This is a genomic window from Bdellovibrio bacteriovorus, assembly GCF_048286975.1.
In the GTDB taxonomy this organism is placed as follows: Bacteria; Bdellovibrionota; Bdellovibrionia; order Bdellovibrionales; family Bdellovibrionaceae; genus Bdellovibrio; species Bdellovibrio bacteriovorus_H.
This window is the reverse complement of sequence record NZ_JBLVRT010000002.1, coordinates 507887-521872: the sequence shown is the minus strand read 5'-3', so window position 1 is coordinate 521872 and position 13986 is coordinate 507887. Positions and strand designations below refer to the sequence as shown.

At 44.0% G+C, this 13986-nt stretch carries 16 protein-coding genes; 8 read left to right on the top strand and 8 right to left on the bottom strand.

Annotated elements, in window-relative coordinates; translation table 11 throughout:
• Positions 1-49 precede the first annotated feature (49 nt).
• Positions 50-562: a hypothetical protein gene (locus ACNQKP_RS10640; protein WP_417864717.1), complete on the bottom strand. Its 513-nt coding sequence runs from the start codon at positions 560-562 to the stop codon at positions 50-52.
• A 12-nt stretch (positions 563-574) separates the two neighbouring features.
• Complete coding sequence (locus ACNQKP_RS10635) at positions 575-1054, bottom strand: hypothetical protein (protein WP_417864716.1); 480 nt, start codon at positions 1052-1054, stop codon at positions 575-577.
• Between the two features lie 108 nt (positions 1055-1162).
• Here ACNQKP_RS10635 and ACNQKP_RS10630 point away from each other — a divergent pair, with 108 nt between their 5' ends.
• Both ACNQKP_RS10630 and ACNQKP_RS10625 read left to right on the top strand, forming a co-directional pair.
• Positions 1163-1801, top strand: coding sequence for a recombinase family protein (locus ACNQKP_RS10630; RefSeq protein ID WP_417864715.1), 639 nt, complete (start codon positions 1163-1165; stop codon positions 1799-1801).
• A gap of 73 nt (positions 1802-1874) precedes the next feature.
• Positions 1875-2621 (top strand): metallophosphoesterase, encoded by a 747-nt coding sequence (locus ACNQKP_RS10625; RefSeq protein ID WP_417864714.1) that lies wholly within the window; start codon positions 1875-1877, stop codon positions 2619-2621.
• A 461-nt stretch (positions 2622-3082) separates the two neighbouring features.
• Here ACNQKP_RS10625 and ACNQKP_RS10620 read toward each other — a convergent pair whose 3' ends face one another.
• The 3 genes from ACNQKP_RS10620 to ACNQKP_RS10610 form a co-directional block, all read right to left on the bottom strand.
• Positions 3083-3736 (bottom strand): helix-turn-helix domain-containing protein, encoded by a 654-nt coding sequence (locus ACNQKP_RS10620; RefSeq protein ID WP_417864713.1) that lies wholly within the window; start codon positions 3734-3736, stop codon positions 3083-3085.
• A gap of 153 nt (positions 3737-3889) precedes the next feature.
• Positions 3890-4180, bottom strand: a complete 291-nt coding sequence (locus tag ACNQKP_RS10615; protein ID WP_417864712.1) for a hypothetical protein — start codon at positions 4178-4180, stop codon at positions 3890-3892.
• Between the two features lie 3 nt (positions 4181-4183).
• Positions 4184-5608: a hypothetical protein gene (locus tag ACNQKP_RS10610; RefSeq protein WP_417864711.1), complete on the bottom strand. Its 1425-nt coding sequence runs from the start codon at positions 5606-5608 to the stop codon at positions 4184-4186.
• 753 nt (positions 5609-6361) lie between these two features.
• On the opposite strand from ACNQKP_RS10610, the gene ACNQKP_RS10605 reads away from it, so the two are divergent.
• Positions 6362-6850: a hypothetical protein gene (locus tag ACNQKP_RS10605; protein ID WP_417864710.1), complete on the top strand. Its 489-nt coding sequence runs from the start codon at positions 6362-6364 to the stop codon at positions 6848-6850.
• An 84-nt stretch (positions 6851-6934) separates the two neighbouring features.
• On the opposite strand, the gene ACNQKP_RS10600 is transcribed toward ACNQKP_RS10605, so the two are convergent.
• The 3 genes from ACNQKP_RS10600 to ACNQKP_RS10590 all read right to left on the bottom strand — a co-directional run bounded on the left by ACNQKP_RS10600 (position 6935) and on the right by ACNQKP_RS10590 (position 9234).
• On the bottom strand, positions 6935-7723 hold the full coding sequence (locus ACNQKP_RS10600; RefSeq protein ID WP_417864709.1) for an SPFH domain-containing protein: 789 nt from the start codon (positions 7721-7723) through the stop codon (positions 6935-6937).
• Between the two features lie 150 nt (positions 7724-7873).
• Entirely contained in the window at positions 7874-8296 is a 423-nt protein-coding gene (locus ACNQKP_RS10595; protein ID WP_417864708.1) for an NfeD family protein, read from the bottom strand.
• 20 nt (positions 8297-8316) lie between these two features.
• Complete coding sequence (locus ACNQKP_RS10590; RefSeq protein WP_417864707.1) at positions 8317-9234, bottom strand: type I restriction endonuclease; 918 nt, start codon at positions 9232-9234, stop codon at positions 8317-8319.
• A gap of 603 nt (positions 9235-9837) precedes the next feature.
• On the opposite strand from ACNQKP_RS10590, the gene ACNQKP_RS10585 reads away from it, so the two are divergent.
• The 5 genes from ACNQKP_RS10585 (at position 9838) to ACNQKP_RS10565 (ending at position 13979) form a co-directional block, all read left to right on the top strand.
• Complete coding sequence (locus ACNQKP_RS10585) at positions 9838-10404, top strand: hypothetical protein (RefSeq protein ID WP_417864706.1); 567 nt, start codon at positions 9838-9840, stop codon at positions 10402-10404.
• Between the two features lie 50 nt (positions 10405-10454).
• Positions 10455-11600, top strand: a complete 1146-nt coding sequence (locus tag ACNQKP_RS10580) for a winged helix-turn-helix domain-containing protein (protein WP_417864705.1) — start codon at positions 10455-10457, stop codon at positions 11598-11600.
• Positions 11601-11737: 137 nt separating this feature from the next.
• Positions 11738-12943: a hypothetical protein gene (locus ACNQKP_RS10575; RefSeq protein ID WP_417864704.1), complete on the top strand. Its 1206-nt coding sequence runs from the start codon at positions 11738-11740 to the stop codon at positions 12941-12943.
• 149 nt (positions 12944-13092) lie between these two features.
• Positions 13093-13530 (top strand): hypothetical protein, encoded by a 438-nt coding sequence (locus ACNQKP_RS10570; protein ID WP_417864703.1) that lies wholly within the window; start codon positions 13093-13095, stop codon positions 13528-13530.
• An 11-nt stretch (positions 13531-13541) separates the two neighbouring features.
• Positions 13542-13979, top strand: coding sequence for a hypothetical protein (locus tag ACNQKP_RS10565; RefSeq protein WP_417864702.1), 438 nt, complete (start codon positions 13542-13544; stop codon positions 13977-13979).
• The last annotated feature ends 7 nt before the right edge of the window (positions 13980-13986 follow it).

Below are 13986 nucleotides of genomic sequence, written 5' to 3'. Positions count from 1 at the left end.
ATTGATCAATCTTGAAACAACTATTTAAAATATTGCTGAGTCGCAAAATTTATAGAATGGTGCCCAATGATGCCGCCAATCTAGTCACAACATTTGTTGCGCCGATTTTATCAACGATGATTTGAGTCTTCCGGTTATGGCGTGCCGCTGATGTGTATTTAAAAGCTTCTAGTAAGGGGAGGCCACCTGCTTGATAAATAGGTCGGGAAAAAAGCAAATCCACAACAGAAGCAGAGGTACACCTACCTTTTGCAATCACGTCATCGGCAGAGGTTAGAAGTTCCGTTGGGACTGGAGGGCGATAGGCTGGTTCTGAATTTCCTAGGAGTGTGGCAATACATCCCGAACTTTCTTCACTAGATCCCGCGCCATTCACGGCGTCGACAAGGCAAAGAATGCTGTGGTTAGAAGAAAGTAGTCTGTTACTCGAAGAACGCATTTCGATGGCGAAAGTGCATTTTTGTTCTGCCCAAGTTGCAAGCTTATTATGGGCAAGAGTCTCATTTGAAAATAGAAATGCCGTCACTGCCAGAAGCAGCGCTAAGATCGAAGATGTTTTCATGAAATACCTCTACTAATTGAGTTGAGATTGTCTATTTAGAGTAACCATCAGGGGAGCCAAATCGAAGTTCTCTTTGAACTCGGCCAATGTGTCGTCCGCAAGGGTGCGGGACTGTTGAACAATAAACTGAACGTATTCTCGATCAATAGCGGGAAGTGGCAGTTGAAAAGACAATGATAATATTGAACCGTCCATCCCATACCTTCCTGCTAGGCCCATATACTCATTGAGCGCTAGAGCCTTGATGGCAACCAAAGAAATCTTGTTTTCAGGAACGTTTGCTAAGCCAATCGATACATTCAAAAAGGGATAACCTCGAAACAAGTATAGATTCATCACAAGTGAGTATCGTCCATCGACTATCACCTTCCATGTAGTTTTATCTTCAAGTTCTTGTGTTTCAGCGAGACTGAATTCTTTCTGGCTTTTGAGAATGTTCTGAATCATTTCCTTGGTGTTTGAGACAAGCAGGCCAGAAGAGTTCGTAGTCATAGTCACTCCTTCAGGAAAGTTTATTTTTTGAAGAGAAAATAAAAGATGGCGCTTTTTAATGTTAACCCATCTTTCGCAATTAGTCAAAAATCTGATATGATAGTGTGTATGATTGAAACGAAAAAAACAAAAGCGGTAATATACGCACGAGTTTCTACGCTTCTTCAAGAATTCCCTCAAACACAAATTTCATCATGTAAGTCATTTTGCGAAGCTCGGTCGTTCGAGTTAGTTAAAGATTATGTGGACTACGGCGTCTCAGGCAGAAAGGAGAGTCGGCCTGCATTGAATGAATTAATTAAAGATGCACGTAGAGGAAAATTTAAAATTGTTGTGGTGGCCGCGCTTGATCGAATCGGGAGGGATACGCGCCATCTTTTAAATCTATTTAACGAGTTGGCAGGCTATGATGTTAAGGTAATCTCGTTACGGGAAAATCTAGATCTTACCGCGCCAATCGGTCAGGCAATGCTAGTGATAATTTCGGCGATTGCCGAATTAGAAGTTAATCTCACCCGCGATAGAATTCGTAATGCACTTGCCGCAAAAAAGAGGCAAGCATTAGAAACTGGAAACGGTTGGAGGACTGGTCGACCGCCGCTAGCTGTAGGCATAGCCCAAGAGGTACATCGTCTGTTGGCGTCAGGTTTGAGTTATTCGCAAACGGCCAAGGCGTTAAATATCTCAAAGACATCGGTTGCCCGTATCGTGAAATCTTCTAAAACCGACATCGTTCCTAAAACCTAGCTTCTTAATGCCAAGTTTTGCCCCAGAATCTGTGCTCAATTGAAATCAATAGCTTATAACCGGGAGTATCAATTTGAAAAGTTGTGACCTTAAACACTTGTTTTTGGAACGCCTTGGGGTGCCATTTAAATCTCTTTATTTTGCAGTACCGGATTTGCATGGGAGATCTGATATAGCAAGAAAAGTGGTGGCTCTATTAGAGGAGATTCAGGCAATGAATGTAGTTTTCCTGGGGGATATGATCGATCGCATGGAAGATCCCCTCGGTGTTGTCCGTGCGATTTCTCTGGGAAAGGCTCAGAATCCATCGTGGGTCGTTCTTTTAGGGAATCACGAAGACATGGCATTGGAAGCATTTCGAGGCAGTATTCCTTTGGACGAGGAAAATAGCATTTTTAATATATGCACTCCTGCTGAGATAGAGGAGTGTTGTAAAATATTTTCTGCACTGCCGGTATTTCATGAGACGGATTATCTGTTATTTACCCATGGCGGAATAGAGGCATCTTATGATCGACCTCTTGAGGAGATTCCGCGATCTGAGCTATTGTGGACTTATGGCGTCCACAGAAATTACGTACGTAAGAAAGTCGTGAGAGGGCATGAGATTTTTGACAGACCGACTGAGTCTGTGAATAACATCGCAACCCAAACGGCTTCTTGGTGTGACAACACACCATTTTGTATTTCAATATTATCTAATACGCCTAGGGATAGAAAGCTACTTGGGTGGATTGAAATTGAGTTAACGGGGACAGATGAGGTAAATCTCGTCATTTTGGATCCTGTAAGTGAAAAGCGCCAAAAAGTCAGCACCTAACACCGGGCCTAGTTCATCACTTCCAATAAACGCAAAGTCGCGAATGATGACATTGGATTTGTCTCGAGTGGAGCAGAGGATGTTTTTCGTGAAGATATTCAACTTTTCAGTGGTGCCATTTGCTCTAAGTAGAGTGAAGTTTCCAACGGGAATATTTGCACTCGTAATAAGATCCAATGGTATGAAGCTTTGAGACATCTCTGGATCAACTGTAAATTGTACAGAACGTAAACACCTGTCCTCGTTATCTAAGAAAGTAATTTTAATTCGGACTTGTTGTGCCATTTGATCTCCTTTTTTGTGTATTAAATCTTTTAGATTTTTGGACGAGGAAGTGCCTTTACGAATTTCCATCGAAAAACGACAGATAGAATTCGCATACACAAAGGACGCTCTCTAAGAGAAGATTAGGCTTTTTATTTCTGCACAGCTGTTAGAGAGCGAAAATGAAATTTATACAGTCAACTTGCGACTTCGGTTAATAGTGCCGGGATCACCATATTGGAATTCTTATCTCGAACAATTTTAGGGGACCGTGAATGGCTCATATAGATCGTGCACATTGATAGACGTTCTTTTGTCTTGGCACCGGCACGTGGAATATTTCTATTTACTCCAAACAAGTAAAAACCAAACTTCTCTAGACCTTTGATCTCTTCCGAAATTTCAAATTCGATTTTTAGTTTTCCAGCTAGGTCTGAATCATGCCAGCGGACGATGTCACCTTTGAGAAGTTCTAAAATTGATATCATAGCATCTTGCGCTCTTTTATCGTCAGCCTCATCGCGTTCAACCTGAAATAGATCTGCACCGCTTATGATTGATGCTAGGTCTTTACCTGAAGTGAGGCGGGGTAGAAGATGCACTTTCTTTTGTGGCTTTGCTTTTTTGCGAACATTTGAGCTTGGGGTGAGGTCCTTGACGTCAATGTCAAATGCCCCTGCAACTGCCAATAGCGTCTCGAACGACGCTGAGCCATCCCTTTCTAGGCGCTGAATTGTTCGGAGATTAACTTTGGCCGCTTCAGCTAGCTGTCTCTGGGGCCAGGCCCGTTCGGCACGTTGTCTTTTAACTAATTTTGCTCTGCCTAAATGTTTAGCCATATTTTCTTCCATATTGGTTCCTTTCGTTTTGAATGAAAGTAAACCGAATTGTATTAGAACAGTGACGACATACCTACGGCACTTTTACGACAGTTATGCGACAGTAGTCAATATTTGCTTGATGAGCACAACTAACTGAAATAATTGATTATATATCTCTGTAGGCTATTTTAATTTTGATTTTAAATTGAAGTATGTCCTTCTTGATATTCCGTGAATCTCACAAAACTCTTCTACTGAGTAGTTTTCTTCATCGAGGAATGAGAAGAGCCAATATCGCTCGTAAGCTAGCCTAAAGTCGGGGAGGCTCATTTTCTCGGGGCGGCCAGGGCAAGATTCCTGTTGTGTGTGCACTGGCTCATCCGAATCAAGTCGTCGTGAAGCTTCATGCTTCAGACGATTGTTCTCTTGAGCCAGTGCAAATAATAGTAACTCTTGTCCGAGCAGCCATTCCATACCTTATAGATTAGGCTTATTCTTTGGAAATGAGTTTTGTAATCTGTACATATTAGGTGAATGCAGATCTAAATACTCGGCTACTGTTTTTGGATATGAATAGTTAATCGTTGTGGGGATATGTGTAGCGGTGAGTATTGATAATATTTTCGACTGTTGACTCAGTGGCATAGTCGCTATCTGGTTCAGAAGAGATTGAGTTATTATGTGGATTTTGCTGTTACTACTTCTCTGTGTAGCTGCTTTATTGACTACCTTTTGTTTTCGTATATTTCGTCGTTTCGCTTTTACTGCATTCTTAAGTGTCTTCTGCCAGTTAGGGTCTAATTGATATAGGCCCTTCTTTTTAGAAGATACTTGTATAGTGCTTCCATCGAGTGAGGTACCTTTAATAGTTGATATTATACCTAACTGCCTCAGTCTGTTCAGGAAGTATTTGTAGGATTTGTATTGGGCCTGTGATTTTGGCATGAATACATAGCCATCCTTTTGTATTTGCTCACAGAACAGGCCAATTGAGCTTAATGTCGTTTTACCATTAATCAGGCCAAGAACTTGCCTAGTGAATATCTTATTATCGAAATTGTAAAGACATTGGGTGAATTGTAAATCTTCGATAGCAATGCTGACTTTAGTGAGTATTTCCGATGCTTCCGTTGCATACCTTTTTAGGCTACTGATGAGATCCGAGGTAGTGCTGGATCTACAGGGAATATTATCAATTTTTAACTCAATTCTGGTTCTATCGCCTTTTGAGTAAGTAGTAAGTCTTGCGGGGATTTTGTAAGAATATTCCTTTAGATAAATGCTCCACTCTTGTAGGGGGCCATTCTGACCTAATTGTGGAGATCTTGTAGTAGGTACGCTAGTAAATGTTGTAGAAAGGTATTCGTATATTCGCTCACGTACCTTTTCTATTTCGGCATTTTTAGGGATTTCAAAGTAGACTTCAAGACCCGAACATCGAAATTCTATTTCGCCTTTTGGAAGTGAGTCATCCAAATTATTTCTAATATCTACTAGTAGATTTTCACAGAGATCTAGTTGAAACGTAGGAAAGGGAATACGGGTTTCTATTTCGTGAGCTTTAATCAAGAGGTTATCCGGTATTTGATTTTTGGTATTAAAGTATTTGGATTTTTTTCCTTGGCCTTCATATTTGAGACCTAAATAATGAAAGAATAGCTTTGTACCGTTGGTGAAGCCAGATCCCTTTCCTCGGCCCAAGAACACGCCAGAAGCAGATAGATAATAAGCCTTCTTATGGATTCTCTCCAAGATAGACGTGGTAAGTTGTGGCTTTTTAATATCATGATATCCTTTCCCTGCCTTTCGATGAATTGAGATGTCTATGCGATCTATTGCTATGAACGGTTTTTTCCTGTTTTCTGTAGAATTCAGGTCTGTACTCCTTTCTTCCTTATTCATAATGTTTTCCTCCATACATAAATTGAATCAGTTATTTTGGGAAAACTAAAGAGGTGACCCATTTAATGGGGAAAAGTGTGTATGACTTACACTTTCTAGGAAAGTCGGCTCGAAATTTGATTTTTTAAAGAGAGATGCTATATCTAAAGAGAAGGAGAGTTGTGGACCTTTCTCCTGGCATTCTAAAAGGAAAGACTCGTAGATTTATTGAAATTGCGCGCGAGTTGATAAATAAAGTCGCTAAATTTTATGTCTAAATAATTTAAACCCCAAATTCAAAGAATTTATATCAGCCAATTAGGTCACGGAATTGGTGCGTTTTCCCTATGGCATTTTGTTATTGGGACCGCCTACCCGGGGAACTGTTTCATCTTGAAACGCAAAACTCAAAAAACCTATTTTCAGAGGGAAAACACCATGAAAAACGATCAAAAACGGGTAGGCGGTGCGTTAATGCCTCTCACTACCAATTTTAAAAATAAAGAAGCCACCCATTGAGGTGGCTTTTTTATTTTTTAGATCTGGCGATCTGCCGTTATTCTTCGACCCTTGTTGAGTTCAAAAGCTATTGATTCCCAACTAAACATGAGTGTTTGAGCAAGATGCCTTATGGTTATTCCTTTTTTGGCAGCACTTCAAAAATCCTTAGACAAGAGCTTAGGTCGAATTAAGCAATATACGACCTTCAAGGGCCAAATTCTCAAATAGAGACAGTTGGCATGCTTTGCATAAACAAAAGCTATGGAGGATATTATGTTTAAAAAAGTTGCGGCCGGTGTTCTTACATTTTTCTGTTTTTCTACGGTATTGGCTGATGATCTAAAAGACCTTGAGATATCAGGTTTTAGAGCGATCAAATCAAACTCTAGCATGATGAAGCTTCAATATGGTGATGAGAAGCCCTTCGTGATCTCCAAGGTTAAGTTTTCTTCTGAAGAACATGCAAAGTCTTTCTGTAAAAAGAATAAATTAAAGCTAGATGTAAATGGATTTGATAAAGTGCTTTTGCTAGCGATGTCGGGGGCCGCCAATTTAAATAATGAAATTATGGAAGCTATCACATTCAAGCTTAACGAAGAAAGTAGCGGGATAGCGGCTTGGACAGGTAGTAATAGCCAAGTCATGATTATGTGGGATGGACGAGGCTCAGCCTCTGAGACGGCAAAAATAGAGGACATTGCTAAAGCGGCCCAAAAATTGGGAGCTCCAAACGCCGCAACTTTCTCCGCAGTATGTGAATAATATCCTTTGATTCCAAATCGAAGCCTGATCAGAAATGGTCAGGCTTTTTTGTGACCCGTAAGATACGGGCCTCATATAGGTCTGCTACTTCTGAGTTTTCACAATCTGCATCGCACTAGCAATCAACCCACTCATATCACTCAAATTCGCGGGTACGATGATAGAGTTGTTCGTAGCAGCCAACTCACCAAATGCATTCACATACTGCTCAGCCACCTTCAAACTCACAGCATCCGCTCCGCCAGGCTCACGGATGGCCGCGGCCGTCTTTCTTAGGGCCTCGGCACTGGCTTCTGCAATTGATAGGATAGCAGCTGCCTGACCCTCGGCTCTGTTAATTGATGCCTGTTTTTCACCCTCAGACTTTGCGATAGCAGCTTCTCTTTCACCCGAAGCGAGATTGATCTGTTCTTGCTTGCGACCTTCAGACGCCGCAATCAGGGCGCGTTTTTCACGCTCGGCCGTGATTTGGGCCTGCATCGCATGCAGAATTTCTTTTGGTGGTGTCAAATCTTTGATTTCATAACGCAGAACCTTGACGCCCCAGTTGGCGGCGGATTCGTCAATTGCATTCACGATTGTCGTATTAATGTGATCACGTTCTTCGAAGGTCTTATCCAGTTCCATTTTACCAATCACAGAACGCAAAGTGGTCTGTGCAAGCTGCGTGATCGCGGCAATATAGTTCGAAGAACCATATGAGGCGCGCATTGGATCGGTTACTTGGAAGTATAGAATACCATCAACCTGCAATTGGGTGTTGTCTTTGGTGATGCAGACCTGAGGTGGGACATCCAAAGGGATCTCTTTCAACTCATGCTTATATCCAACTCGGTCAATGAACGGGACAACGATATGCAGCCCTGGCCCCATCGTCGTATGGTATTTGCCGAGGCGTTCGACGATCCAAGCGTGTTGCTGGGGGACGACGTAGACGGTCTTAAGTACAAAGATTACGGCTACAACAAGAATCACAACTGAAATTAGAGTAAAGAACTGTAGGTCCATCTAAGATGTCTCCCGTTAAGGTTTTGCTACCAAAAGTCGGTTGCCACGAACTTCACGAATGACGAAGGTGCCAGCGGAAGCTTCACCGCTGATCAGCTCAACGTCCCACATGGCGCCACGATAAGTTGCTCGTGCGGTGTTTTCTGAACTCCAGGCATCCACTTTGATTGTTTGCCCGATGTCGATATTGACGTTGGGATCAGATTCACTTTGCACATGACGAGGTTTACCGAAGCGAGACTTCCGCAGAATTAGGGTGCAAACCACCCATATGACTGCAGCAATGATAGCTTGCAAGCTAACGTTAGCCCCCAGTAGGGCGGAGATGCCCGCCGCGGCCATCCCAATTGAGATGACTACCAGGTAGAAAGTGCCGGTGAGAAGCTCTAGCCCCAGCACTAGGCCCGCTAAGACAAACCACATGATCCATGTTTCCATTGCTGACCCCTCAGAAAGACCTATGAAGCTGTTTTGTCTTCAGTACTGGCTTCAACTGCCGTTGGTGGTTGCATATCCATAAGCGGCGTTGTTGGGCCGTGGTCATCAACTGCAGCAGTAGACTTGCGTGTTCTCTTGGTTTTGCGAGAAGCGCGTTTTTGAGACTTCACGAACTTGTGAATCTCGGCGGCCTTAGTGTCGTTCCAGCCTTTGATGGCGTCGTTGAGGCCTTGTTCAAGTAACCAGTAAAGTCGGTCAGTCAAAATCTCGTGATTAGCTTTAAATTCATGTTCGCCGCGAACATATTTTGCGACATAGCGAACAACATCTACTGACAGAATGGCTTTCGCCAAAGACTCAGGAGAGAAAGCCATAGCTTCTTTAGAAAGCTCAGGCCATGTGGAGGTGGTGTAAGAGCTCTCATGGAAGTCAAAGAACTCATAAGCCTGTTCTTCCACAGCTTTCTTGGAGACTTCGATAACGTCTTCTGACTTCAGATCGAAGCTGGCGATTTCAATGCCGCCATATTCAGGCAGGGAGAAATCATAAAGCTTCCACTCACAACCATTGGTCAAAATACCCCAGCGAACGTCACCAATCAGGCTTAGATATTCCTTAAGTTGAACTTTACCGCAGCGGAAGTCGGACTTATTTAGGTCAAACCCCATTTTTTTCACTTCCACAACAAAGATAGGCTTATCTTGATAAAGCACCACAAGGTCAGGGCGCATTTTGCCCTTTGTTTCCTGTGCGCGGATGGAGTAGCCCGCTGAAGCAGAATAGCCAAGACAGTTTCTTAGAAAGCTTTGCGCCCAACGTTCGACATCAAGCTCTTTGGTATTAGGATTTGCATCCAAGCTCTTTAGTTCATGCAGATGTTCTGTTGCTTGATCAAGTAGGTTGCGAACGATTCTGTCTTGTTTTGTCTCTCTAGACATCTTTGCTCCTTGTTGTGGGCTACATTTCGGATTGTTTAGCCAAAAGTTTAGGCGTGCTTAAATATAATGCAGACGTTGTTTTGATAGATCTTTAACAGTCGCGGAAACGGCTATTTTGTGTACTCGCCATTTTTTAATCCCATTCTGACCCGATCGATGATGGCTTGATCGTGTTCGCTGCGAGAAGTGGGCGGCGACGTAGTTTCTATTTTTTGATTTGCTATGGTTCTTTGTGACTTCAATTGAGGATTTTGCCTCAGACTTCTTTCGGATATCTTTGGAGAGCTTACTTTTGATTTTTCACTGGTATTGGATCGTTCACTTTTGGTAAGAGCTAGCAGTGTGGGAGCACCATATATGAAGGTGATGCTAATGGACACTACTGTGAAATAGTCTGCTATCTTTCCTATGGTCATTGCCATTTGCTCCTTGAAACGTACTTGATGGTATACTTCGGCATGTTTATAAATATATTTAGAGAGTTCCACTAATGGGACACTTGGGTTCAGATTTATTACATTTGTAAAGAATTTTTTACGATTTGGTTCTCGCGATTTTGTGGGAAAGTTTGTGAAGTGGATGTGACTTTTGTATGCTGGTTCTATGAATCAAAACCATTTCGCAGTTCTAAAAGTCGTGGCCTTGATGCTTGCCGAAGATGATTCAATTCATCGCAATGAGCGACTTTGGTTTTCTGCAATTGCTGGAAATTACGGCGCGACATTCCGCCAAAGGTTGATCCTTAATAAATTCTTACATGGACATTCCACTGACAACCTATGGGAGATATTAGCTGACGTGGAAAAAGAAGATCATCAGCGTCTTTTGAATTTTCTTCGTGTGGCGATGAGACAAGATGGGCTGGTAAAAAATAGGGAATTGTCTTTCTACCACAGAGTTCAGGCTGGTTTGATTAGTATTTCTAGTGAACATATTTCGCTCGGACGTTCTCTCCTGCAAAGGGAAAATGAGCTGGGGATATGGGAAGAGCTGAATAGTTTTGGGAAATTCCTTTCACATAAAATTCCAGGGGCGGGGATCGTTGGTCCATTAGATATTTATCCCTTAGCATTTGCGATGGATTTGTACGCTTTGCCAGGCAGTGGAAGGTATATTCTGGCAGCGATAATGGTCATCTTCATTCTTGTGGCCGCATTTTTATCCGTCTGAGTGGTAGGTAGGTAGGGACATTTGTCCTCATATTATGGTAAAAAGAATCCATGTCGAAGATACAACTTACTAAACCAAATTCCCGCACCCTCTGGCTCCAATCCCAAGGCCTCACCGAAGTCAAACCCTTCGGTCAAGGCCCCAAAGCCACCGTCAAAGCCATCAAACACCTGGGCTATGTTCAAATCGACACCATCAACGTGATCGAGCGGTCCCATCACCATATCTTGTTTTCACGCATCCCGGACTACAAACGCTCGCACCTTCACCAAGCGCAAAGCAAAGATAAGACGATCTTCGAGTATTGGACCCACGCCCTGGCGTACGTCGCTACTGATGACTTTAAGTACTTCATCAACGACATGAACCGCCGCAAGGCCAATCCGTCCGAATGGTATTCTTCCGTCACCGAAAAAGACGTGAAGGGGATCCTGGCCACCATCAAAAAACAAGGCCCCATCAGCATCCGCGATGTGACCGATGATGTACTGGTTGAAAAGACTCACGCATGGGGCAGTAAAAAGCCTTCAAAGAAATTCCTGCAATGCGGATTTAACGGCGGGGACCTGGTCATAGCCGAACGCCAAGGCATGCTGAAAAAGTATGACCTGACTGACCGTCACTTTGCGTGGGACAAACGCCCCAAGGCCGCAACACCGGCTGAAGTGTGCGAATACTACATTGACCGGGCCTTGCGATCCCAGGGCGTTATCAGCCTTGATTCCGCAGCCTATATGACCAAAGCTCCATTCAAGAAAGAAATCCTTAAACGCATCGAAGCCCGTGTCAAAAAGGGGAGCCTGGTCCCAGTCCAAATCAAGGGTCTTGAAAAAGAAGCCTTCTGGATCGCAGCAGAAACACTTGATAGCGAAATGCCTGAAGCCAACGACATGACCCACATCCTGTCGCCATTTGATCCGCTGGTCATTCAGCGCAAGCGCTTTCACATGTTCTTTGATTACGACCACCGCTTTGAAGCCTACGTCCCGAAAGAAAAACGCAAGTACGGCTATTTCGCCTTGCCCGTGATCATCGGGGATCAGGCCGTGGCGGTCATTGATCTTAAGACCGATCGCCAAAACCAAGAGCTTCTGATCCAACAATGGAGCTGGCTTGGTAAACACAAATCCAAGGCCAATAAAGAGAAAATCGAAAAAGAGCTTCATCGCTTTGAGAAGTTCCAGTTGGGGACTTAAGGCTACCTGCTGACAGCCCTTCTAATTACCGGGAAAAGACGGAACTGAAATAAAACGCCGTCTTAAATTGATTCACTCGGTGAGTTTCGTACTTATTGTCAAAATTCTTGTCTATGATGAATCCCAGGGGGATTTCCATGCGTCTGATCAGTGCAAAGTCAGCTTTGCTTGCTATTGCTATTTTCATCTCAAATATCTTTTTTATAAATGCCGGCGGGGTTGAGCAGCCTCAGAATGTTTATCTTGCCGCAAATGGTGATGATCGGGGTGATGGGACCGCGCAACGACCATTTCTGACATTAAAGAGGGCGCATGCGGCAGTCGCAGCTATTTATAAACTTCGTCCCGATGCCCATGTTCAGGTCTTTATTCGTGGTGGTGTTTACTATGGTCAGAACATAGTTTGGACGGCCGTGCCTAGAGCGGGCAGTCTGATTATCCGTGGCTATGGCAGCAGCAAACCGATATTTGATGGGCGAGCAAGTGCTAACGCCGCTCTGGGCAGCACGGTTTCGCTTTTAAATTTAAGGCCCGCAAAAGCAGGCCAGTATAGGATCACTATTTCTCATATGAAGTTGCAGAACTATCTTGAGGGCATTGATTTGATTGCTCCAAGTCGCGATGTAATCACGCAAGGCATTTCGGGTCTTGTCCTGGAGCATCTGGAGTTCTACAAAATTGGCAGTGAACATGCGGCGATCTTGGATGCAGCCGGGAAGCGCAGAGCGGGCCTTGCGGCAATTCGTATGGTGAACGTCAAAAGTTCACAATTTCGCTATAACGACTTTAAAGACCTTTATAATGTGGGACGCAGTGGCGGCTCTCAGCACGCATATTATGCAGCTCATTTTTCTTCCAATAACACCTTTTATGGAAACAGATTTATTCGCAATCTGTCCGGGCACGCGATCAAGATTCGGGACTTTTCCAATGACAATTTGATTCACTATAACTATTTCAACAGCGTGACACCGACAGCTTTGCAGATCTGGCATTGTGAAAAGAAAGACCGCAACGACTGTACGAAGATTGGTTTGGGCGAGGCTCGTTCCTACAACACCAGAGAAGCTAAAAATATCTTCGTTAATTCTGAAAGATACAGTGTGTTTAAAGAACGTGTTGGTCAGAATAATCCGCTGCCATATCCGGGCGGGGTTTATGACTTCATTAAAGATGGTGCCAATCATCGGGGATTCATCGTACGCTCTTTGCTCAACAGCAACACGCTGGTTGGAATTTGCGAGCGCGAGACCGATTGCATCAGTTCCACTGCGAGATGCTATAAAGACCAATCAGGCACGAAAAACCACAAGTGTGAAAGAGGCAATTGGGTAGCACGGTAACCGGATGCCGGGCTTGTCCGTCCTTTTTCTCGGACGGCTTCCGGAAATTCAGACATTCCGGGCCTTAAAACGAAATAAAGCTGTCCTCAGGCCCCAATTACGGGGTCTTCACCTTGCAAAAGGGTCTTCCTGAAAAAAGAGGAGACCCCATGAAGTCATTCATTCTATTTGCTGCCACCATTCTAGCTGCCACCTCGGCTCGTGCCACAGGCCGATGTTCTATGGAAAATCTGACCATCGCCCAAGCCGAAGCCCGAGTGGCCTGGCTAAAACGTTGTATCAATGAAAACAACGGTGCCTTTCTGCAGTTCACCACTGAAAACTCCAAATATTTTGGAACGATCGTCCGAGCCAACTCCGTTATGAAAGCCATCACTGTGAATTATCCAGTCTTTGGCGATGACGAACAAAACTGGGCCCCAGGTGAAGTCTGCCAAGTGCCTGAGGAGGTCCGCTTCATCGCTGTCTGTGAAAACTCGGTGACTGAAAAGGTCGTCATGCCCAATCCATTTACTCCGCCACCCGAGAAAAAACCTGATCCACCTCGTCCGCCTAAAGAACCGTGTCCACGTCGTTTGTGCCAATAAAAGGAGAAGCTATGAAATCACTCATTATCACGATTGCGACTTTACTGGCCTCCGCTTTCGCCAACGCTTCTTTTGAAAGATGTTCCGTTGAAAAGTTGACGGTTTCCCAGATTCAATCCCGCATTGCCTGGCTGAATCGTTGTATTGAGCAAAACAGCGGTCATTTCTTTGATTTTACCAAGGACCGGGCCCAATACTTTGGCGTGAAAACAGAGCAAACATCCACAGAGTCGACCACCACGGTCAATTATCCCGTCTTTGGTGATGAAGAGCGAAACTGGGCACCCGGTGACATCTGCCGAGTCCCTGAGGGCGTCAGATTCGTGGCGGTTTGCCAATGGTCGCTGACTGAAAAGTTAGCTCCGCCGCCGCCCGCACCACCGAAAAAAGAAAAAGAATACTATCCACCGCCGAAACGCCACGAAGTCTGCCGCGTTCAAACCTGCTAACAGAGAT

Bases quoted from the DNA above. Each gene is read 5' to 3' on its own strand.
- ACNQKP_RS10570 (WP_417864703.1), top strand. From the start codon at position 13,093: ATGAAGTCATTCATTCTATTTGCTGCCACCATTCTAGCTGCCACCTCG.
- ACNQKP_RS10590 (WP_417864707.1), bottom strand. From the start codon at position 9,234: ATGTCTAGAGAGACAAAACAAGACAGAATCGTTCGCAACCTACTTGAT.
- ACNQKP_RS10620 (WP_417864713.1), bottom strand. From the start codon at position 3,736: ATGGAAGAAAATATGGCTAAACATTTAGGCAGAGCAAAATTAGTTAAA.
- ACNQKP_RS10565 (WP_417864702.1), top strand. From the start codon at position 13,542: ATGAAATCACTCATTATCACGATTGCGACTTTACTGGCCTCCGCTTTC.
- ACNQKP_RS10630 (WP_417864715.1), top strand. From the start codon at position 1,163: ATGATTGAAACGAAAAAAACAAAAGCGGTAATATACGCACGAGTTTCT.
- ACNQKP_RS10600 (WP_417864709.1), bottom strand. From the start codon at position 7,723: ATGGGGCCAGGGCTGCATATCGTTGTCCCGTTCATTGACCGAGTTGGA.
- ACNQKP_RS10575 (WP_417864704.1), top strand. From the start codon at position 11,738: ATGCGTCTGATCAGTGCAAAGTCAGCTTTGCTTGCTATTGCTATTTTC.
- ACNQKP_RS10585 (WP_417864706.1), top strand. From the start codon at position 9,838: ATGAATCAAAACCATTTCGCAGTTCTAAAAGTCGTGGCCTTGATGCTT.
- ACNQKP_RS10635 (WP_417864716.1), bottom strand. From the start codon at position 1,054: ATGACTACGAACTCTTCTGGCCTGCTTGTCTCAAACACCAAGGAAATG.
- ACNQKP_RS10615 (WP_417864712.1), bottom strand. From the start codon at position 4,180: ATGGAATGGCTGCTCGGACAAGAGTTACTATTATTTGCACTGGCTCAA.
- ACNQKP_RS10640 (WP_417864717.1), bottom strand. From the start codon at position 562: ATGAAAACATCTTCGATCTTAGCGCTGCTTCTGGCAGTGACGGCATTT.
- ACNQKP_RS10580 (WP_417864705.1), top strand. From the start codon at position 10,455: ATGTCGAAGATACAACTTACTAAACCAAATTCCCGCACCCTCTGGCTC.
- ACNQKP_RS10605 (WP_417864710.1), top strand. From the start codon at position 6,362: ATGTTTAAAAAAGTTGCGGCCGGTGTTCTTACATTTTTCTGTTTTTCT.
- ACNQKP_RS10595 (WP_417864708.1), bottom strand. From the start codon at position 8,296: ATGGAAACATGGATCATGTGGTTTGTCTTAGCGGGCCTAGTGCTGGGG.
- ACNQKP_RS10610 (WP_417864711.1), bottom strand. From the start codon at position 5,608: ATGAATAAGGAAGAAAGGAGTACAGACCTGAATTCTACAGAAAACAGG.